This is a genomic window from Methanoculleus frigidifontis (assembly GCF_030464345.1).
Lineage (GTDB): Archaea > Halobacteriota > Methanomicrobia > Methanomicrobiales > Methanoculleaceae > Methanoculleus_A > Methanoculleus_A frigidifontis.
In genome coordinates this window covers 1-18,978 of sequence record NZ_VCYH01000017.1, presented here as the reverse complement: position 1 = coordinate 18,978, position 18,978 = coordinate 1, and the positions used below count along the sequence as shown (strand labels likewise).

The 18,978-nt window shown below is 62.8% G+C and carries 18 protein-coding genes and 2 tRNA genes; 11 read left to right on the top strand and 9 right to left on the bottom strand.

Features of this window, described 5'->3' with window-relative positions; all coding sequences use genetic code 11:
- Window positions 1-60: 60 nt before the first annotated feature.
- On the top strand, window positions 61-567 hold the full coding sequence (locus FGU65_RS15425) for a rhodanese-like domain-containing protein (protein WP_301665393.1): 507 nt from the start codon (window positions 61-63) through the stop codon (window positions 565-567).
- 14 nt (window positions 568-581) lie between these two features.
- On the opposite strand, the gene FGU65_RS15420 is transcribed toward FGU65_RS15425, so the two are convergent.
- Together FGU65_RS15420 and FGU65_RS15415 are read right to left on the bottom strand one after the other, a co-directional pair.
- Window positions 582-1,034: an RDD family protein gene (locus FGU65_RS15420; protein ID WP_301665392.1), complete on the bottom strand. Its 453-nt coding sequence runs from the start codon at window positions 1,032-1,034 to the stop codon at window positions 582-584.
- Between the two features lie 50 nt (window positions 1,035-1,084).
- The gene (locus FGU65_RS15415; protein WP_301665409.1) at window positions 1,085-1,450 is read right to left on the bottom strand and encodes a VOC family protein; all 366 of its coding nucleotides are present in this window, start codon (window positions 1,448-1,450) and stop codon (window positions 1,085-1,087) included.
- A 121-nt stretch (window positions 1,451-1,571) separates the two neighbouring features.
- Here FGU65_RS15415 and FGU65_RS15410 point away from each other — a divergent pair, with 121 nt between their 5' ends.
- Both FGU65_RS15410 and FGU65_RS15405 read left to right on the top strand, forming a co-directional pair.
- Complete coding sequence (locus tag FGU65_RS15410; RefSeq protein WP_301665391.1) at window positions 1,572-2,423, top strand: aldo/keto reductase; 852 nt, start codon at window positions 1,572-1,574, stop codon at window positions 2,421-2,423.
- A 59-nt stretch (window positions 2,424-2,482) separates the two neighbouring features.
- A complete protein-coding gene (locus tag FGU65_RS15405; RefSeq protein WP_301665390.1) occupies window positions 2,483-3,682 on the top strand; it encodes an MFS transporter in 1,200 nt (399 codons plus the stop codon).
- An 82-nt stretch (window positions 3,683-3,764) separates the two neighbouring features.
- Here the strand turns inward: FGU65_RS15405 and FGU65_RS15400 are convergent.
- The 3 genes from FGU65_RS15400 to FGU65_RS15390 form a co-directional block, all read right to left on the bottom strand.
- Window positions 3,765-3,851, bottom strand: a tRNA-Ser gene (locus tag FGU65_RS15400).
- Between the two features lie 64 nt (window positions 3,852-3,915).
- Window positions 3,916-4,860: an RNA-guided pseudouridylation complex pseudouridine synthase subunit Cbf5 gene (locus FGU65_RS15395; protein WP_301665389.1), complete on the bottom strand. Its 945-nt coding sequence runs from the start codon at window positions 4,858-4,860 to the stop codon at window positions 3,916-3,918.
- Entirely contained in the window at window positions 4,857-5,543 is a 687-nt protein-coding gene (locus FGU65_RS15390; RefSeq protein WP_301665388.1) for a uroporphyrinogen-III synthase, read from the bottom strand. The genes FGU65_RS15395 and FGU65_RS15390 overlap by 4 nt, the downstream gene beginning before the upstream one ends.
- Window positions 5,544-5,643: 100 nt before the next feature.
- Here FGU65_RS15390 and FGU65_RS15385 point away from each other — a divergent pair, with 100 nt between their 5' ends.
- Window positions 5,644-6,858 carry a tripartite tricarboxylate transporter permease gene (locus FGU65_RS15385; protein ID WP_301665387.1) on the top strand — a complete coding sequence of 405 codons (1,215 nt, stop codon included), beginning with the start codon at window positions 5,644-5,646 and terminating at the stop codon, window positions 6,856-6,858.
- A gap of 3 nt (window positions 6,859-6,861) precedes the next feature.
- Here FGU65_RS15385 and FGU65_RS15380 read toward each other — a convergent pair whose 3' ends face one another.
- Window positions 6,862-7,791, bottom strand: coding sequence for a calcium/sodium antiporter (locus tag FGU65_RS15380; RefSeq protein ID WP_301665386.1), 930 nt, complete (start codon window positions 7,789-7,791; stop codon window positions 6,862-6,864).
- 105 nt (window positions 7,792-7,896) lie between these two features.
- On the opposite strand from FGU65_RS15380, the gene FGU65_RS15375 reads away from it, so the two are divergent.
- The 3 genes from FGU65_RS15375 to FGU65_RS15365 are packed head-to-tail and all read left to right on the top strand — an operon-like array spanning window position 7,897 to window position 10,121.
- Window positions 7,897-8,754, top strand: coding sequence for an NOP5/NOP56 family protein (locus FGU65_RS15375; RefSeq protein ID WP_301665385.1), 858 nt, complete (start codon window positions 7,897-7,899; stop codon window positions 8,752-8,754).
- Entirely contained in the window at window positions 8,751-9,368 is a 618-nt protein-coding gene (locus FGU65_RS15370) for a fibrillarin-like rRNA/tRNA 2'-O-methyltransferase (RefSeq protein ID WP_301665384.1), read from the top strand. Before FGU65_RS15375 ends, FGU65_RS15370 begins: the two co-directional genes overlap by 4 nt.
- A gap of 21 nt (window positions 9,369-9,389) precedes the next feature.
- Complete coding sequence (locus FGU65_RS15365) at window positions 9,390-10,121, top strand: DUF1614 domain-containing protein (RefSeq protein ID WP_301665383.1); 732 nt, start codon at window positions 9,390-9,392, stop codon at window positions 10,119-10,121.
- A 126-nt stretch (window positions 10,122-10,247) separates the two neighbouring features.
- On the opposite strand, the gene FGU65_RS15360 is transcribed toward FGU65_RS15365, so the two are convergent.
- The 3 genes from FGU65_RS15360 to FGU65_RS15350 form a co-directional block, all read right to left on the bottom strand.
- Window positions 10,248-11,081, bottom strand: coding sequence for a TIM barrel protein (locus FGU65_RS15360; RefSeq protein WP_301665382.1), 834 nt, complete (start codon window positions 11,079-11,081; stop codon window positions 10,248-10,250).
- 78 nt (window positions 11,082-11,159) lie between these two features.
- Window positions 11,160-11,232 (bottom strand) — tRNA-Gln (locus FGU65_RS15355).
- Window positions 11,233-11,284: 52 nt separating this feature from the next.
- Window positions 11,285-12,010 carry a thymidylate synthase gene (locus FGU65_RS15350; protein ID WP_301665381.1) on the bottom strand — a complete coding sequence of 242 codons (726 nt, stop codon included), beginning with the start codon at window positions 12,008-12,010 and terminating at the stop codon, window positions 11,285-11,287.
- Window positions 12,011-12,484: 474 nt separating this feature from the next.
- On the opposite strand from FGU65_RS15350, the gene FGU65_RS15345 reads away from it, so the two are divergent.
- The 4 genes from FGU65_RS15345 to FGU65_RS15330 form a co-directional block, all read left to right on the top strand.
- Window positions 12,485-14,800, top strand: coding sequence for an MEMAR_RS02690 family S-layer glycoprotein (locus tag FGU65_RS15345; RefSeq protein ID WP_301665380.1), 2,316 nt, complete (start codon window positions 12,485-12,487; stop codon window positions 14,798-14,800).
- A gap of 627 nt (window positions 14,801-15,427) precedes the next feature.
- Window positions 15,428-16,951, top strand: coding sequence for an AMP phosphorylase (locus FGU65_RS15340; RefSeq protein ID WP_301665379.1), 1,524 nt, complete (start codon window positions 15,428-15,430; stop codon window positions 16,949-16,951).
- A 39-nt stretch (window positions 16,952-16,990) separates the two neighbouring features.
- Window positions 16,991-18,379 (top strand): carboxypeptidase-like regulatory domain-containing protein, encoded by a 1,389-nt coding sequence (locus FGU65_RS15335; RefSeq protein ID WP_301665378.1) that lies wholly within the window; start codon window positions 16,991-16,993, stop codon window positions 18,377-18,379.
- A 226-nt stretch (window positions 18,380-18,605) separates the two neighbouring features.
- Window positions 18,606-18,978, top strand: a 373-nt coding sequence (locus tag FGU65_RS15330) for an Ig-like domain-containing protein (protein ID WP_301665377.1), incomplete at its 3' end; no start/stop codon positions are given.

Genomic DNA, 18,978 nt, shown 5'->3' with positions numbered 1-18,978 from the left:
TATAGTGTGTCCGGTGCGACCAAAACCTACTTATGATCTCTCGCGATCGTCCTCACGGCGATGAAGATGACGGCCGGCATGCGTCTGCTGACCGTTCTCCTCCTGGTCACCCTGCTGGTGCTCGCCGGCGGGTGCACAGAGCTCAGCCCCGGCGGCATTGGGGGCGGGGAGGGCGGTGAAGAGGAAGGGTCCTCCGAAGGAGAAGAGGAAGGTGGCCTCCCGGTCGGGGGAGAGGGAAGTGATTCCCTCTCGATCTCTCCCGGTGAAGCGTACTCGTTTCTTGAAGTGAACTCGGGGAACGCCTCGGTGGTCCTCATCGATGTCCGCACCCCGGGCGAGTACTCCGCCGGACATCTCGACGGGGCAGTGAACATCGACTCCGTCTCGTTCGCCGATCGGATGGGGGACCTTGACACGAACGCGACCTATCTCCTGTACTGCCAGGGCGGTGTCCGCAGTGCGGACGTGCGGTCGCAGATGACGGAAGCGGGGTATCCTGCGGTCTACGATATCGAGGGCGGCATCGCCGCATGGGAGGCGGAGGACCTCCCGGTCGTGCAGGAGTAATCCCCCAAACCCTCTTACTCATCCTGTTTTACGTATTCGATCCCCTCGGGCGGCGCGTATTCGGTCTCGATGACGATCGTATTCGAGAGCCGGTTGAAGAGCCGGAGCTTCGATCCCGGCATGGCAATCCAGCCGATCAGGCAGTCGAGAACGAGGAGGAACGCCTTGCCGAAACTTTCCACGGCGGCGGCACCGTAGCCGATATCTTCGCCTGCCCTGCCGGTCGTCCTGATGTTCATCACCATCTTCCCGATGGACTGACCGCGCCAGCCTTCCAGCACCGTCCAGTACGCAAAGAGCAGCAGGCTTGAGAGGCTGATCGTCTCAAGCCAGGGTGCGAACGGGGCGAACTGCCAGGCGGTGCCGGCAAGCCCGGACACGGCGGAGCCGGCGACCCCGACAAGGATGACGTCGATGAGCCACGCCCAGAACCGGGTCGACCATCTGGCGAGAACCAGGGTTACCATAGCTCTATCATTGAACGCCGCACCCCTTTTACGATTTTGATCTCTGCGGGTCAGCGCGCCGCCGGGTCGCTCTCCCAGAGGCCGAACCGGTTCTTCTCCGTGTCTTCGCAGATGATATAGTAACCCCTGCCTGCGACGGCGGTCTTCTCGCCAACGACCGTTCCGCCGAGCTGTGCCGCCCGCTGTGCGTACTCCTCGGCATTGGGGACGTCGATGAAGATCGCCATATGCTGCTCCGCCGACTCGCGCCGGTAGAGGTCGCCTCCGATGGCGTCCCTGCCCGTCGATACCATCCAGAAATCTTCCCTGGAGACGCCGGGAAAGGGTTCGATCTCCCATGAGAAGAGTTTTTCATAGAACGCCCGTGCCCGTCCGGTATCGTCGGCGGGAATGTCAAACCAGGTGATCGCCGGCATCGTCTTCACCGGTCTCCGGCATGGGCCTCTCCCCTGATAATGGTTTTGTGTCGATCCCGTCCGTGATGGCCGGCGGCCGAGGTTTTATAAGCAGGCACCGACAGGGGGGTGGGGCTTTGCTATGGCAGCACTGGTGACGCGGACATTCGGGAAGACCGGGCGGAAGGTGACCGCCGTCGGGCTCGGCGGAGAGGGGGTTCTCCGCACCTACAACCGGGAGAAAGAGGCGGGAGCGGTCATCCGCGAGGCGCTCTCGGCAGGGATCACCTACTTCGACTCGGCGGCTGCGTATGCGGGCAGCGAGGACTACTACGGGGCGTTCTGGTCGCATCATCCCGGCATGCGCCCGGTGATTCTTCAGACCAGCAAATCGGCGAACCGGGATAAGGCGGCGGCAGAGCTCGGCCTGCAGCAGACGCTGACCCGGATGAACCTCGAGTACCTCGACCTCTGGCAGATCCACGACCTGCGCACCTTTCACGAGCTCCGGGAACTCGAGGGATCAGACGGCGCTCTCGGTGCGTTTGTGGAAGCGCGGGACGCGGGGCTTGTCCGGCATATCGGGGTCACCGGGCACCACGACCCCGCGGTCCTGACCTACGCCGTCGAGAACTGGCCGGTGGACGCGGTCATGCTGCCGGTCAACCCGGTGGAAGGGGCGCTCGGCGGGTTCCTCGACGCCACGCTCCCGGCAGCACGCGACCGGGGCGTCGCGGTCGTCGGCATGAAGGTGCTCGGGGCATCGCACTATATCAGCCCCGAGGGGGGGATACCGGCGGAGATCCTGATCCGCTACGCGCTCTCCCAGGATATTGCGGTGGCGATCGTCGGCTGCTCGAGTCCGGAGGAGGTGCGCACCCTCGCCGAAGTCGGCAGGAGCGGCGAGGTGCTCTCCGAAGACGAACAGCAGGCGCTCGTCGACGCGTTCAGGCCGTATGCGCGGGAGCTCGCCTACTATCGCGGCACGCTGTAACCGTTATCCGGCATGGGCGCCAACCTGTTCTGCGGATACGAGCGGAGCAGATGGATACTATGACGGATTCTCAGGCGAGCGCAGCACCCGTTTCCCGCACCGGCATTCTGCTGCTGGTGGCCGGTGTTATCTTCATCGATATGGCGGTCTACAGCCTCGTCATTCCTGTCCTGCCGTCGTATATCCGGCTTCTCGGCGTGGACGCCGGCATGCTCGGCGTTATCTTCGGCATGTATCCGGCAATGCTGTTCCTCTTCAGCATTCCGATGGGGCTCTTATCCGACCGGGTGGGAAGGCGTCCGGTTCTCATCGTCGGTATGGTGCTCCTTGCGGCATCGACTGCGTTATTCGGCCTTGCAGCGACCGTTCCCGCCCTGATCCTGGCGCGGAGCATCCAGGGGATATCGGCGGCGGCCACCTGGTCGGCAGGGCTCGCCCTGCTTGCCGATACCTATGGGCAGGGTGAACTCGGGGAGAAGATGGGGGTGACCATGGCCGCGATGAGTGTCGGCATGGTGATCGGCCCCGTCGCCGGCGGATACCTCTACGAGTACGTCGGCTACACCGCGACGTTCATCATCCCGTCCGCAGGAGCGGCACTGATGGCGCTCGGACTTTTTCTCCTTCCGCTGCCCCGTCGCCTCCAGCCTGCTCACCGGCGCCGCCCCGCCCTCCTGCCGGCGTCCGGCATCTCCCTCCTCGCCGTCTATGCCGCCGCCGTCATCGGTGTCGCCGCAACGTACGGCATTCTCGAACCGTTCCTTCCCGTGTATCTTGCAGATACATTCGCTGCTTCACCGGCGGTCGTCGGAGTGGTGCTCGGACTGCTGGCATTCGCCGCCATCGTCGGGCAGCCGATCGCTGGAAGGCTCGCCGACCGCCATGCGACAGGGCGGATGCTGATCGTCGCTGGTATCCTCGTCGCCGGTCTTGCCCTCGCCGCCGCAATGCGGGCACCCGATCTGCGCATCGTCGCCGGAGCGGTCCTGCTGCTCGGCTTCGCGCTCAGCATTGCTCTCATCCCGACGCTGCCGCTCATGGCGGACCTCTACCGGGACGAGGATGCGCAGGGGGTTGCCTATGGTGTGTACAACTCCTTTTTCTCGGTCGGTCTCGCGCTCGGGCCCTTTGCCGGCGCACTGCTCGCAGGCCCGCTTGCGGTGGAGAGCATCCTCATCCTCTCTGCGGTCCTCCTCACCGTAGCGGGCATCGTCGGGCTGCTGGCCGTTCTGGCAGTGCGCCTCCGGCATCGCGGATAGATGCCTGCGCGCCTCTCCGTATCGGAGAGATCTCGGGGAAATTGCCGCGAGCGGCGAAAGACTTCGTAAAAAAGTACTGAAACGCTGAGGGGGAGATTTGAACTCCCGAGGGGCTCAACGCCCCACGGGCTTTCCAGGCCCGCGCCCTACCGGTCTAGACTACCTCAGCACAGTGTGCACCATAGATTTGCTGCGTATTTTATTAAGGGTATCCTTTCGGTCCCGGTGTTCGGTCACGACTGCCGTGCTGCCTTCTTCCAGCCACGCGGATAGGTGCCGGCCTTCATCAGGACGGTCTTCGGTGCGACGATGAGTCCCGGCTGCCCTGGTTTGAACGCCGACGAGCCGACCAGCGCCTCACCGAGGGCGACGAGTTCGCCCTTCTGTGTCATGACGGCGACGGTCTCGCCCTTCCCGAACCCGGTGTGCGATGCCACCCCGACGCCTGCAAGCACCGCTCCCCTGCAGACGGCATCGACGGCGGTGTCGCGCACCACGACCTGCGGCATCCCGGCAACCGCCTCCTCGACCGGCAGGATCATCTGCCGGAGCGGTTCTGCATCCCCTTCCCGGGCACGCATGCAGGCGTCCTGCAGGTCGTGCAGCGTGTGGGCCTGCTCTTCGGCGAAGTGCCCGGAGCGTGTCCTCCGCAGTTCCTCCATATGCGCGCAGACGCCGAGAGCGAGCCCCATGTGCGTGCAGAGGGTGCGGATGTAGGTCCCCGCGTCGCAGCGGACACGGAAGAGGACGAGCCGCCCGTCCACGTCGAGGATCTCAAGCTCGTGGATCTTGCGGATCCGCAGGTTTCGCTTGACGGCGCTTCTCCGGGGAGGACGCTGGTAGATCCGGCCGGAAAACTCCTTCGCCACCGCCTCGATCTCGTCCCGGGGCGCATCGCCGTGCAGCCGCATCAGGCAGACGTACTCTTTGCCGTGCTGCAGGAGCAGCCGGGCAACCCGCACGGCGTCCCCGACCATGACTGCAAGGACGCCGGAGACCTGGGGGTCGAGCGTCCCGGAGTGGCCGACCTTCGCGCCCAGGATCTCCCCCACCCAGGCGGTGACCTGGTGGCTGGTCGGCCCCCGCGGTTTGTCGATGACGAAGATCCCTGTCCTGCACGCCTCCGGGAGCAGGGTGATGCACCCTGCTCCGGCCCTGCTCTCTTCCCGGCCCGTCATGTCTGTGGTGATACGCACTGTTTGTTCAGTATCTCGAGTGTTCCGGAGAGCGACCCGTCACCGACGACGGCGGGCGGATCTCCCCCTTCCCGCATAGCGTCCGCGGTAATCTCCCCGATCGCCATAAGGAGAAGCCCGGGCTCTGGCTGCCAGTTCGCCTCGCGGTACGACATGGCGCTCGTGAAGAGGATCGCGTCGGCATCGTCGAGGGCGAGCCTGCTGCCGGTCGGTTCGAGCGCGTACACCCGCACCTCGCAGGGCGTGCCCCCTGCCGCCCGGATTCCTTCCATCAGCGCATCGTTCGGCACGTCCGCCCGCGGTATCCCGACGGTGCGTCCGGCGAGCCACGCGCCGAGGTACGGGACAAAATCGCGGGAGTAGTACGAGGGGAGCGTCTCCGCCTCGATACCATGCTGCTGCAGCGTCTCGGCCGTCTTCGGGCCGATGGCTATCGATCGCGGATGCCGCTTGAGTTTCGGCGCAATGATCGCGGCGGGGAGTGCGCTCGTGAAGAAGAGGCAGTCGAACGCATCGCGGTTGACCGCGTCGACGAATGCGGCGATCCGGTCTTCATTCAGCCGTGACCGCAGCGGGGAGACCGTATAGCAGTCGTGTCCGTACCGGGCACAGAGCGCACGGTCGCCTGCCGCTTTGTTCTCGAGCCGTGTGATCGCAATCCTCATCCCCCAGAACTACGCTCGGGAGGGATATGACTGTATTGATCGCTGATGCAGAGCTTGCGTTCCGGTTGATTTATGCCGGGATATCGAGCACTACAGAATAGTGCTGATCGGTATTCTCGTCGGGACGGGTATCGGCGTTCTCCTCGGAACGGTGAGCGGCCTTGTCCCCGGCATCCATGCAAATACGATGGCGGGCGTCCTGCTCTCGCTTCAGGCGGCGCTCCTCGCCTACCTCGACCCGGCTGTACTGGCGACGGCAATGTTCGCCGCCCTCGTCACCCACACCTTTCTCGATATCGTCCCGAGCACCTTCCTCGGCATCCCCGACGCCGATACCGCGCTTGCGGTTCTCCCCGCCCACGCCCTCTGCCTGGAGGGGCGGGGCGAGGAGGCGGTCAGGATATCGGCGCTCGGCAGCGCTCTCGGGGTGGTGCTCGCCCTTCCGCTGCTGGTCCTCTTCTTCTCGCTCCTCCCGTCGCTCCAGCCCGCCATCGACTGGGGGATCGGCCTGCTCATCCTTGCGGTCGCAGGATTTCTGATCGTCATCTCCGAGTCGCCCGGGTGGGCGGCCGCAATCTTCGGCGTCTCGGGACTGCTCGGCCTCTTTACCTTCCGCTACTCCTACCTTGCGTGGCACACCGTCGGCGACTCGGCGGTGCTCATGCCGCTCCTCGCCGGCCTCTTCGGGATATCGGTTCTCCTCACGGCGTCACGCGGCGCCATGCCGCCGCAGGAGCCGGGCGGGCCGTCGGGGGAGGAGTGTGCGGTCGTGAAAGGCTCGGTGCTCGGCGCCGCCGCCGGTGCGCTGGTCGGGTGGCTGCCGGGGCTCTCGAACGCGACGGCAAACGCCCTGCTGACGGGCGCGATCGGCTACGACTCCCGGCCCCGGGACTATATCCTGGCGACGGGGGCGGCCAACACGGTGAATGCGTTTCTCGCGCTCGCCGCCTTTTACGCCCTCGGCAGAACCCGGAACGGTGTCATGGTGGCGCTCTCGGCCGGGGATGTCCCGCCCCTGACCGGCCTGCTGCTCGGCGGCGTGCTGGCAGCCCTCGCCGCCTACCTGCTGACCGTCCGGACGGCCGCGTTCGCCTCCCTGCTCGGCAGCGTCGACGCCGCACGCCTCAATTACGGGGTCATCGTGTTTGTGGTGCTCCTCTCCCTCCTCCTCTCCGGCCCGTTCGGCGGCCTCGTCCTCCTGCTGGCGGTAGCGGTCGGCCTGGTGCCGCAGATGGTCAATGTGCGGAGGGTCTACTGCATGGGCGCCATCATGCTCCCGGTGATGCTCTCCTCGTTCGGGATTCTGCTGCTGTGATTGTCAGAACGAACGGTAGAGGAGAGCGATGTATCCGGCATACGCCGCGAGCATGAGTACGCCCCAGCAGCGCCTGACCCTGCTGCTCCCCGCAAAAAACGGCAGAATCGCGACGGTAAAGAGAACCATGCCGAGGATGTCGGCGTACGACCCGATCGGAATAGGATGGATGAGAGCGACTGCTCCGGTAACAAAGAGGAGGTTGAAGATGTTGCTGCCGATGATGTTCCCCACCGATATGCCGCCCTCACCCCGCACCACCGCCACCAGCGACGTGGCGAGCTCGGGGAGCGATGTGCCGACTGCGACCATGGAAACACCGATGACGAACGGGCTGATGCCGAAGACGAGTGCGATATCGGTCGCCGTCGTCACCAGGAGGTCAGCCCCTATGATGACGGCGGCAAGACCGGCGCCGGTGAGCAGGTAGTCGCGCGGGCCGTGCGTCTCAAGATGCGTCTCAGGAACTACGCCCAGTGATATGAGCCTCCACATGATCAGGGCGAACGCGGTGAGCATGAGAGCAGCGGCGATCGGATCGAAGATCATTCTGAGAGCGAGGATGGCGAAGAGCAGGGTCGCCCCGAGCATGAGCGCGACCTCGCTGATCCCCTGTACGCCAGGCTCTTTGCTGATGACGTCCGGGTTGACGATGGCGCAGACTGCGAGGACGAGGGCGATGTTGGCGACGGTGCTCCCGATCACGTTGCCGAGGGCAAGGCCCGGGTTGTCCACAAGCGCCGCCTCAATACCCACGATGAGCTCGGGAAACGACGTGCCGAAGGCGGCGACAGTGATCCCGGCCAGTGTCGAGGAGATCCGGAGCCGGGCGGCAAGCCCGCCCGCCCCGCCGACGAAGACGTCCGCTCCCTTGACGAGAAGGACAATCCCGACAACGAATCCGATGGCCGATACAAGCATTGCCGGATCCATTGCACACATCCCGAAACGGTCGCCCGGGGTTACCGGCGGCTGCCGCCCGCCGGCCCGGGAGCTTTCAAACTTATATGTAGGTTCCCGTCATTAGTGTACCATACAATGCAGCACTACTGGTTTGGTGATGTGGATGTGGAGGGCTGTCGGATCGCGAGCAGAAACCCTGAAGATCTGGCCCGGCGGGTGGCGTCGCTCCACACCGATATGGACTCGTTTGAGCCGATCGACTGGAGGACGGCGCAGGCGTGCGGGCTTGTCGGCGACCGGGGCGAGTACCTCCGGATGCTCCGCGAGGTCTGCACCATCTCTGCCCGGCAGAAGATCGCCGCATCCTACCAGGGCAAAGACGTCGAGCTGCTGCAGATGGTCCGGATGCTCGACGAACTCGACGATGTCATCAACCTCCTGCACGAACGGGCGGTGGAGTGGTATCAGGTCTCCACGCCGTCGTTTTCGCGGAAGTACCGCTCGCTCCCCGCCCGGAAGATGATCGGGGTGATCCGGAAGAACTCGGGCGGGGGGCTTCGCCGGGTGGCCGACGAGATCGACCGGCTCGCGGGCCTTCGGAGCGGACTGATGCGCGAGGTCTCGGACCGGGCCGACGAGGTGCTCCCGAACTGCAGCGCCCTCATCGGGGGACTGGTGGCGGCACGCCTGGCCTCGCGTGCGGGCGGCCTTGAAGCGCTTGCGAAGATGCCGGGGAGCACCATCCAGGTGCTCGGGTCGGAGCGTGCCCTCTTTTCGCACCTCCGCTCCGGGTCGCCGTCGCCGAAGCACGGGATCATCTTCCAGCACCGGCGGGTTCACAACGCGCCGAAGGAGGTCCGGGGCAGGGTTGCCCGGGTGCTTGCCGGAAAACTCGGGATCGCTGCGCGGATCGACTATTACCGGGGCGCTGCCGACCCTGAGTTCATCGCCGGGGCGCAGGCACGCATCGATGAAGCGGGGATGATGGAATGATCCGGATTCACAACGTGCTGGTCTCTCCCGGTGAAGGCGGTGTCTACGGTGAGCGAATGCTGGACGGCTACCGCGTCTGGGATCCCTACCGGAGCAAACTCGCCGCCCTCTACACGGTCGGCACCGGTATTGAGCTCGCCCCTGCGATGCGGGTGCTCTACCTCGGGGCTGCGAACGGCACCACCGTCTCCCATGTCGCCGACTATGTCGATACCGTCTACGCGGTTGAGTTTGCTCCCCGGCCGATGCAGGACCTCCTGGAAGTGGCGCGCCGCCGCAGGAACATCGTCCCGATCATGGCCGATGCCGGAAAGCCGGAGGAGTATGCCCATTTCATGGAGCCGGTCGACCTGGTCTACCAGGACGTCGCCCAGCCGGACCAGGTGAGCATCGCCGAGCGGAACCTGCCGTTCCTGCTGCCCGGCGGGTGGCTGGTCCTGATGCTCAAGACACGGAGCGTCGATGTCAGGCGTGACCCGGAGGATGTCCTCGCGGAAGCCAGGGACGCGCTCGCCCGCCGCCTCGAGGTCGTCGAGGTCTGCTGGCTCGACCCCTACCACCTCGACCACGCGGCGATCGTCTGCCGTGACCGGCGATGCGCAGAAGTGAAATAGGAGTGCATCCATTCCTCCTTCATGGATCGCGTCGTCTTCAACCCCTTCTCACCCCTGATGCTGCTTTTTTTGATCGGGCTTATCCTCCTCTTCGGGTTTCTGATCCTCCTGCTGCCCGTTCTCTTCCTGACGGTCATCGGGTCCACCTTTGCAAAACTCGGCTTTTCCTGGCGCGAGGCAATTCTGATCCTTATTCTCACGCTCGCCGGGAGCTTTGTCAACATCCCGGTGAAGACCGTTGAAAACCAGGCGGCACCGGTGAGAATGGAACCGGTGCGGGGATACGGCCGGTTTTACCGGATCCCTGCGATCTCGCCGACGACGACCATCGCCATCAATGTGGGGGGCGCCCTGATACCGCTCATCATCTCGCTGTACCTGCTCTACGACTCGGTCGTGATCACCGGCGGGTTCGGCCTCGCCTTCCTGGCGCTTGTCGGGGTGCTCGTCGTGACCGCCATCACGAAGATCGTCGCCCGTCCGGTTCCCGGGCTCGGCATCGCCACACCGTTCTTTATCCCGCCGCTGGCGGCCCTCTTCTCGGCGCTCATCCTCTCGGCGCTGGCAGGAGGCGTCGAGACGGCGGCGGTGATCATCGCCTACGTCAGCGGTACGCTGGGCACCCTGATCGGGGCGGACCTCCTCAACCTGAAAAGGATCGGAGAACTCGGCGCTCCGATGGCCAGTATCGGCGGTGCAGGGACGTTCGACGGCATCTTCTTAAGCGGTGTCATCGCCGCCTTCCTTGCCTGAGAGACGCCTCCCGGGGCGTGTTTTCTGCCGGTCGCTATGGCCGGGCGCAAAGACTATATGGTATATGGTTGCTTAGGTGCCGCTTCCCGCAGGCTGCTGCCGATCCCGGGCGTGCTCCCCCAGAGCCTATTTCCCGTAGCGGCGGTAGAGGCCGTCGAAGACCGCGAGTTGCCGGGGGTATATCCCGTAGCTGTCGCGCTTGTACTCGAGGGTGGTCTCGACCGACGGGTGTGCGGCGATCCGTCCGAAGACTGCAGCGAAGTCGAGGCCGCCCTCCGGGTGGTCGAGCTCGAGGTGCTGGTCGGTGACGGAGCCGCGGATGGAGTTGGAGATATGCTGGTGGCGGACGTTCAGGTCTTCGAACCGGCGGAGTTCATCCGTGTACGTGAGGTGCCGGTAGTTCACGGTGCAGTAGAGGTGCGCAAAGTCGAGGCAGTAGCCGCCGATCCGGCCGTCCCCGAGGGCTGCAAGTTCGTCAGCCGTACTGCCGAGGAACGGGTACCCGGCGTGGACGGCAGGGAGGTTCTCGAGCGTCAGCCGGGGATCGTGATACCGGTCGAGGAACCCGGCGAACGCCTCTGCGGCATCCTGCCGTTCTTCTTCGTCTGTAAACCGCCCCGCATGCAGGACGATGATCGCCGAATCGAGGGTATCTGCCGCCTCCGTCGTCTGGTGCATTGCCTGCTCGACGTGCGATGCGATCTCCTCCGGGGCGAAGCCGTCGCAGAGGGCCGGGGCGCAGGGATTCACCCCGTGGGCGTGATGGGGGGCGTGGATCACGATCGGTGCTGCGGCGGCGGCGAGGGAATCCAGCCTTCTCTGGAAGACCGGTTCCGGCTCCGGGATGATCTGCACCTGGACATGGTCGATCCTGCCGTCTGCATGCAGCCCGTCCAGGGCACAAAACGTGTCTTCGTCGTCCGAGCGGACGGCGCAGCCGATACGGTACTGCCGTATCATAGGGTACAGGATGGTTCGCCGGGGCTCTTGATGCTGTTGATCGGGACAGGGACACAAGATCCACGGACAAAAGGAAAGTAGCCCGGAGCAGATTCGAACTGCTGTCGCGAGATCCAGAGTCTCACATGATTGACCGCTACACTACCGGGCTATTGTGCTCTATTACGTTGTTTCCAAACCCTAATTAAGGTGACGGAACGGGCTCACCGGAGTGATGCCCGGCTGCATTCTCCGCAGAGCGAGCATACCTCGGGAACCGGCTGCATTGCGGCGCCTTTTTTGCAGAATGGCACGATATCGTTGAGATCCCGCTTATAGTATACGTGCGGCACCAGCGCGATGTGGGTGTAGCGCCCGTATGCTGCACCGATTTCGTCTGCGATCCGTTTCTGAAGGTGCACCAGCGCATACATATTGGCGCCGGCGGCACTGAGCATGTCGTTGCTCCTGAAGACCACTTTCATCTGGAGTTTGCCGTCACGGAGGATGCACTGGACGAGCTGGAGGCAGGGGCAGTCGTCCAGGCTCTCATCGACGGCCGGGTTCCAGGTGACGGCGACGCCGCGGCGGGTCGCGGGAGACTCTTTCAGTTTCCTGACGATGTAGGCGATCTGGTCGACATGGACGTCCGCACCATCCTGCGTGAGCGTCTCTCCCCAGTCAAAGAGCCGTCTGTGGTAGTCGTACTCGAACGCCGCTTCGGAGCCGTTGAGGAGATTATCGGCGTACTGCTCGAGAAACCGCTGCTGAAACCGTGAGCAGGGGCTTGCCATCGGTTCGCTGAAGGGGTTTTCGATGTCGAGGGCAATCTCCTCGTATTCGATCGTCGCTTCTTCATCTTCGGTGTTCAGCACCCATCCCTTTTCCAGCACTGCCTTCACCGCCAGCTCGTGGGCACGGGCGAGCGTGGGTGCCCGAATGATCTTCATAGCTCATAGTTCTGGTCGGATAGCGTAAATATACATGGTTCGTGCGTCGGATCCGGTGGGGCACGGGTGCCCCGGGTTATCAGGTCATCGGTGGAACTCCCGTCTCTGCGGTTCCCGGTCGCGTGGTATACCGGACAATTCGATCCTTCATACGATTGCTCCGATCTGGCCGGAAACATAAAAATGATGGCGCAGCGGTCATCAGACTGCGTATAATTTTTATTATTGTCATAGTATTGTTCATGGTCTTTGCAAAATGAAGCATATATCGGGCTTATTTGTATCAGTTCTCTGCATCGTGCTGGCCTTCACGGGTGCCCGATTCCCGATCAACCACAAAGGATATATTAAGTGTTCCACAAATATTGTGACATATTCCGTTATTCGGAGTATAGAGCGTGGTGAACCCGTATTCGACGCATGTCGAGTACCTCGCGTTCACATTCCCTCATATAAACATAATGGAGGTACAGTATGAAGAGTATCACTAAAACGATGGTCGTCGCCTTCGTTGTCCTCATGGCAGTGTCCCTGCTGGTCGCACCGGCAGCCGCACGGACGGTAACGCCCGGCAGCACTATCTATGTAGGCGAAGAAGGCCTCGATCTGACCGGTGTTAACGCCGGTATCACTCGCCTGGTCCACTACAGCGACTTCACGGCGGGTGCAGCCGACAACATCATCGACATCCCGACCCCGAACGACTATGAGCTGACCGCAACCGACGTTGGCGGTATCACCGGCACCTACTATGCATGGAACGCCGCCGGCATTATCGTCCCCAACGTCTTCGTTGTCGTCAAGGAGGCGGACGTGACCCTCGATGTCGTTCTGAACAACTCCAGGACCGACTCCGTGGCCGGCAAGTCCGTTTCCCGTGACACCGTCCTCGCCTTTAAGATTCAGAACAACGTTGGCGGTCTGTACACTGTCGTACCCAACGCCACCATGAACATCGACATCACGACGCCCGGCGGCGGTACGCTGCGCCAGTTCGGCGGTGTCAGCACTGCAGCCGTTCCGATCAACGCATCCACGATCTACGTCGCTGGCATTGATCTCTCCGGTGTCGAAGCCGGTACCTACACTGCCCAGGCAAAGTGGACGAGCGGCAACTTCAGTGAACTGCCCGACTCCGGCACCGTCAGCTTCGAAGTGACCACCAAGGCTCTCGCTATCGAGTCCAACAAGGACAGCGTCATCCGCGGCAACAACTTCGTCGTGACCATCACCGGTGAGTCCAACAAGATGTACTACGTCTACATCAAGGACGCCAGCCTGAACGGCAACGAGTACCCCCAGATTGCACCCGGACAGCCCTCCGTTGTGCCCGGCACCACTGTCCCGGTCGCTGAGGCTGCAAACTTCACGTTCACCAAGGCAAACGTGACCACCAACGCAGCGGGTACCCGCACGGTGCAGTTCAACACCAACTCCACCACCGACGACCAGAGCTTCACGCTCAAGGTTCTCGACCCCACCGACGCATCCAAGTCCGATGACGTCAAGGTGAGAGTCGAGAAGGGCTCTGTAACCCTGGCCGCATCCGGCACCGGTGTCTACTACATCGGCGAGGAGATCACGCTCTCCGGTACCAACACCGACAACGTGACCACCTACCTGTTCCTGACCGGCCCGAACCTCGGTGTCAACGGTGTCCAGGTTGACAACGTCGGCACTGCAGTTACTGACGGGGTAGCCAACACGTTCACCTCGACCAGCGTCGAGACCGACGACACCTGGGAGTACAAGTGGGATACCTCCACACTCGGTGAAGTCGTAGACTCCGGTACCTACACCATCTACGCTGTCGCCGACCCCAGGAACAAGGCAAACCTCGCCAACGTGCAGTACGCCACCCAGTCCGTCGTCCTGAAGACCCCCTTCATCACGGCAACCGCGAGTGCAAGCTCCGTCGCCAAGGGTGACGAGCTGACGGTCTCCGGAACCGCAGAAGGCAACCCGAACAACGTCTTTGTCTGGGTCTTCGGCAAGAACTTCCGCTCGCTCTCCAACTCCGCAAGCGTTGAGTCCGACGGCTCCTTCGAGTACGACCTCGACTCCGGCATCACCAGCACCCTCGCATCCGGCCAGTACTTCGTCGTGGTCCAGCACCCGATGATGGACGGCACGCAGGATGTCGCAGTTGTTGCAGGAACGGCCGCAGACATAGACGCACCCGGTATGACCGCTGTCAACCTGTCTAACCTGCAGGCATCCGATGCGGCAACCGCTCTCGTGGACGCCCTGAACTCGCCGAACGTGGACGACACCTACACCAAGCTGACCTTCCTCGTGGAGGAGCCCTGGATCAGGATCGACACCATCGGTGACCAGAGCGTCGGCAGCACCTTCACGCTCACCGGTACCACCAACCTGGCAACCGGCGACGAGCTGCTCATCGACGTCACGAGCGCATCCTTCCAGCCCACCGAGAAGACCCAGGCTGCTGAGTTCAGCGGTGCCTCCGGCACGGTGAGCATCCAGCAGGGCGAGCCCTACAACACCTGGTCCTTCGAGGTCGACGCCTCCTCGTTCCAGCCTGACGAGTACATCGTCAACGTTGAGAGCGTTGAGACCGGCACCACCCAGACCACGACCTTCAACGTGGTTACCGGGCCTGTGACCACCCCGACCGTCACCCCGACCGGTGGAGAAACCACTGCTCCGACCACCGCGGCAACCACCGCCCCGACCACCGCTCCGACCACCACCACCCCTGGATTCGGCGCGATCATTGCACTGATTGGTCTCGGCGCTGTTGCTGTCCTGGTTCTGCGCAGGAACTAAACCCAACACTTTTTTATTGCCCGCTTTCGCTCTCATTCTCCTGCTGTTCTTCCGTCTGTGCACCTTCGCCCCGCTGCGTTCCGGCACGTCTTCCTTTCCTCTCCGCCTGCCCGCCGTATTCGATGAAAACCGGATAGTGCTCCAGCTTACAACTGAAAATACATTTCAGGGAATCTGACTGCATTACATTGAGCAATGACCTACGTTCATGCCAAAAACTCAAACAGGGAGCGCGTTTCCATTATCAGTTGTTTCTTAGAGCACGACCGCCCGGTCCCGGGGACGACCTTTTTCCCGGGCGTCTCCCCATGCCGTGGACCGTGGCGGCTAATCGCCCCCCGGGGTGGGGCCGACGGGGAGGGGTTTTCCCCTCCCCTGTCTCCTGCGAAGATCCACAGACATCGTCAACCCCACCCCACCCGGCCTCCGGCCTCCTCCCCCGCCCCTCAAGGGGACGGGGGCAGTCATGGCGATATCCAGGGGAAAGCCGTGCCCCGGGTTGCAATCGATCGGGGATGCGATCTCAACAAAGGTATCATCAGTTGTTTCGTAGGGCACTACTGAAAACCGGCGAGTTTTATGTAGATAGAGGCCGTACCCTCCATCACGGGAAAGGGATGGCCTGACATGAAGTTCTCAGTGAAGATGATCGATATTGCAAACAAAGGAGCGCTGCTGCACACTGCCGATGCCCGGAAGATCCGGGTCAGGGACGGTGACCGTGTACAGATTATCAACGAGGAGGCCGGGAAGAATGCCCAGGCTCACGTCGATACCACGGGTTCGCTCATCGAGCAGGGAACGATCGGCATCTACCGGCCCTTAAACCCCTTTCTTGGAGTCAATGAGGGAGAGGAAGTCGAAGTCCGGTGTGCGGACCGGCCGCGCTCGCTGACGCATATCCGGAAAAAGATGGATGGAGGGCGGCTTGCGAAGGATGAGATGCTGCAGGTTACCCGGGACATCGTGGATGAGACGCTCGCTCCGGGCGAAGTGACCGCTTTTATCACGGCATCGTACATCAACGGCCTCGATATGGACGAGACCGAGTACCTGACCCGCGCCATGGTGGAGACCGGGGATTCTCTCCAGTTCGGCACCCGCCCGATCGTCGACAAGCATTCCATCGGCGGAGTGCCGGGCAATAAGATCTCGCTTCTTATCGTCCCGATCATCGCGGCGAGCGGCCTGAAGATCCCGAAGACCAGCTCCCGGGCGATCACCGGAGCCGGCGGCACCGCCGATCTGATGGAAGTGGTCGCGCCGGTCGCCTTCCCGGCGAGCGAGGTCCAGCGGATGACGGAGAAAGTCGGCGGCGTCATCGTCTGGGGCGGTGCGACGAACATTGCTCCTGCGGACGACCGGATCATCACCTACGAGTATCCGCTCAAGATCGATGCCCGCGGCCAGATGCTGGCCAGTGTTATGGCCAAGAAGATGGCGGTCGGTGCGAACCTGGTGGTCATCGACATTCCCGTCGGCCGGTATACCAAGGTGGCGGATGTCCAGGAAGGCCGGAAGATGGCGCGTGAATTTATGGAACTCGGCGAACGCCTGAACATGCGTGTCGAGTGCGCCCTCAGCTATGGCGAATCCCTCGTCGGCCATACCATCGGCCCGATCCTTGAGGTCCAGGAGGCGCTTGCCGTGCTCGAGGGCAAACGGGAGCCGCACTCACTCATTCAGAAAAGCCTCTCGCTTGCAGGGATTGCGCTCGAGATGGCCGGCAAAGCCGGCCCCGGGCAGGGTTTTGCGGTGGCCGAAGATCTTCTCCGGAGCGGCAAAGCGCTCGAAAAGTTCCGGCAGATCATCGAGATCCAGGGGGGCGATCCCGGTGTTACCGCTGATAGCCTGACGCCGGGCGAGCACCAGTTCGTTGTCAGGGCGCCGCAGGACGGCTACGTCATCGAGCTGCATAACCGCTCGCTGATCACGATCGCCCGCACGCTCGGCTCGCCCCAGGATGCGGGCGCCGGCGTTGTCGTGCACTCAAAGAAGGGAAGCCGTGTCCGGCAGGGGGATCCGATCCTCACGTTCTACGCGGACAGGGCATGGCGGCTTCAGAGCGCCATTGAGGCGGCGCGGACACTGATGCCCGTCGTGGTCGAGGGGATGATCCTGGAACGGCTACCCTCCGAGCGCTGGATCTAAACCGATGCACTCAAATTTTTCCAGGAAGAATAGTCATCCATGCATCTACGCCGCCTCCTTGTTGCTGCTCTGATAGGAGTGCTTCTCGTCTGCTGCGGTGCCCAGGCAGCAGTACTGCAGATAACGGTCATTGATGAAGCGACGTCCGCCACGCTCGGCGACGTATCGATCTACATTGACGGGGATTTCATCGGCACAACCGGCGCTGGCGGCGTCTATACCTACACGCACACAGGGGACGCCAGTTTCTCCCTCAAGGCGATGAAGTCCGGGTACGCCTCCTGGGTGGGGCTGATCGACCCGGCGACCGCATCCGTTCTCGTGGAGATGTCCCGCAAGAGCGAGGTGCTTGCGATCGACCTCTACGACGCCGAGACCCTGCAACCGGTGTCGAATGCCGTGGTGCAGGTGCACGGAGACGGGGTCGACGGGTCGGAGAGCACGGATGCGAATGGAAGGGCTGATTTCCTGGTGAAGGCAGGCAGCCTCTATAATGTCGAGATCCGGGCACAGAGTTACTATCCGCTCTCAAAGACCGTCCAGATGGCTAGCAGTGAACGTGTTGTCCAGTACTGGCTGTATCGAAGCGATAAATTTGCTGTTCTGGTTCAGGATTCACAGACCCGGCAGCCCCTCGCGGGCGCTGCCGTCGCCATCGATTCCGTGCCCGCAGGCACGACCGGTGCAGACGGGCTGCTCCCGCTTCACCTGCAGCGGGAACAGCGGTACTCGATCCAGGTCGAAAAACCGGATTACCAGACCTACCGGGCTGATCGGTTGATTGCAGCGGACGACGTGCTGCTCACGGTGCCGCTCGCCAGGTCGACCTATCCGGTCTCTATTATGGCCTTTGACGAGACGAAGCGGCCGGTGGAGAACGCCGAGGTCGTGATCAACGGGACCTGGCAGGGGAGAACCGACAGCTACGGCCGCTACGGGCTGCAGAGTGTCGAAGCAGGCTCCTATCTGATCGAGGTTTCGGCATCCGGGTTTCAGACCTGGACCGAGATCTGCCGGATCGACCGGAGCGGCGAGGAGATCATTGCTGACCTCGCGTGCGATCAGGCGGATGTGACGGTCGTGACGGCCGACAGCGGCGACCGGGTGCTTGCCGGTGCGGTCGTCCTGGTCGACGGGCAGCAGGTCGGGACGACCGATGAGCAGGGTACGATCCGGACATCGCTGAAGGCGTCGGAGACCTATAACGTCTCGGCATCCCTCGACGGATATCGATTCACGGCTGTGGAGGTGACGATCCCGATCGGCACGTCGACAAAGGAGGTGACGCTTCACCTTGAGTCTGAACTGGGTCTTTTCCCCATCCTCGGCATCATCGGCCTTCTCGCCGGTGGTGTCGTGATCGCGGTGTGGGGGGCGCGGCGGAGATCGGGCAGACGGCTCCGCAAACCGAAGCAGCGGAGCTTATAGGCCTTCCGGCGGCTATTGGGCGCATATATTTTTTTGGATCTGTACGTCGAATATTTTTTCCTGATTCTCAATAATATCTGGTGATTCTTCCTGTTTCTGCGCCGTCTTCCCGAAATCTGCCGCTGATCGTGTACACCTATTTGGGGAGGGGAAACAATCTCAAATTCCCCGGGACTCTGTGAAAATAAATGAAATTAACCCGAGGTTTTATATACTGGAACTCCGTATGGGGTTCGATATTATGCGATTCCGGATCGTCGGGCTGCTCCTCTTCTCGCTCCTTCTGCTGGCAGTTCCTGCTGCAGCACTGGAGCCTGACGTTACGGTGAACAGCAGCGCTGAATGGCTGGTCGCCGGCGGGAGCGGGAGTGCAGCGATCACCGTCGCGGTGCAGAACGGCACCGCCCCCCTTGCGGGGCTGGACGTCGCCTTCTCGGTCGACGCCGCGTACGGCAGCATCACGCCGGCGAGTGGCGTCACCGACGCGAACGGCCGGGCGACGGCGACGTTCACGCCCGGGACGCTGAGCGGGGACGCCCCGATCACCGTCCGGGTCACCTACCCCGACGGGGAGATTATCCAGGATTGCCTGCAGCAGA

Bases quoted from the DNA above. Each gene is read 5' to 3' on its own strand.
- FGU65_RS15420 (WP_301665392.1), bottom strand. From the start codon at position 1,034: ATGGTAACCCTGGTTCTCGCCAGATGGTCGACCCGGTTCTGGGCGTGG.
- FGU65_RS15370 (WP_301665384.1), top strand. From the start codon at position 8,751: ATGATCCGGATTCACAACGTGCTGGTCTCTCCCGGTGAAGGCGGTGTC.
- FGU65_RS15405 (WP_301665390.1), top strand. From the start codon at position 2,483: ATGACGGATTCTCAGGCGAGCGCAGCACCCGTTTCCCGCACCGGCATT.
- FGU65_RS15375 (WP_301665385.1), top strand. From the start codon at position 7,897: ATGCAGCACTACTGGTTTGGTGATGTGGATGTGGAGGGCTGTCGGATC.
- FGU65_RS15410 (WP_301665391.1), top strand. From the start codon at position 1,572: ATGGCAGCACTGGTGACGCGGACATTCGGGAAGACCGGGCGGAAGGTG.
- FGU65_RS15395 (WP_301665389.1), bottom strand. From the start codon at position 4,860: ATGACGGGCCGGGAAGAGAGCAGGGCCGGAGCAGGGTGCATCACCCTG.
- FGU65_RS15345 (WP_301665380.1), top strand. From the start codon at position 12,485: ATGAAGAGTATCACTAAAACGATGGTCGTCGCCTTCGTTGTCCTCATG.
- FGU65_RS15390 (WP_301665388.1), bottom strand. From the start codon at position 5,543: ATGAGGATTGCGATCACACGGCTCGAGAACAAAGCGGCAGGCGACCGT.
- FGU65_RS15360 (WP_301665382.1), bottom strand. From the start codon at position 11,081: ATGATACGGCAGTACCGTATCGGCTGCGCCGTCCGCTCGGACGACGAA.
- FGU65_RS15335 (WP_301665378.1), top strand. From the start codon at position 16,991: ATGCATCTACGCCGCCTCCTTGTTGCTGCTCTGATAGGAGTGCTTCTC.
- FGU65_RS15380 (WP_301665386.1), bottom strand. From the start codon at position 7,791: ATGGATCCGGCAATGCTTGTATCGGCCATCGGATTCGTTGTCGGGATT.
- FGU65_RS15415 (WP_301665409.1), bottom strand. From the start codon at position 1,450: ATGCCGGCGATCACCTGGTTTGACATTCCCGCCGACGATACCGGACGG.
- FGU65_RS15425 (WP_301665393.1), top strand. From the start codon at position 61: ATGAAGATGACGGCCGGCATGCGTCTGCTGACCGTTCTCCTCCTGGTC.
- FGU65_RS15365 (WP_301665383.1), top strand. From the start codon at position 9,390: ATGGATCGCGTCGTCTTCAACCCCTTCTCACCCCTGATGCTGCTTTTT.
- FGU65_RS15340 (WP_301665379.1), top strand. From the start codon at position 15,428: ATGAAGTTCTCAGTGAAGATGATCGATATTGCAAACAAAGGAGCGCTG.
- FGU65_RS15350 (WP_301665381.1), bottom strand. From the start codon at position 12,010: ATGAAGATCATTCGGGCACCCACGCTCGCCCGTGCCCACGAGCTGGCG.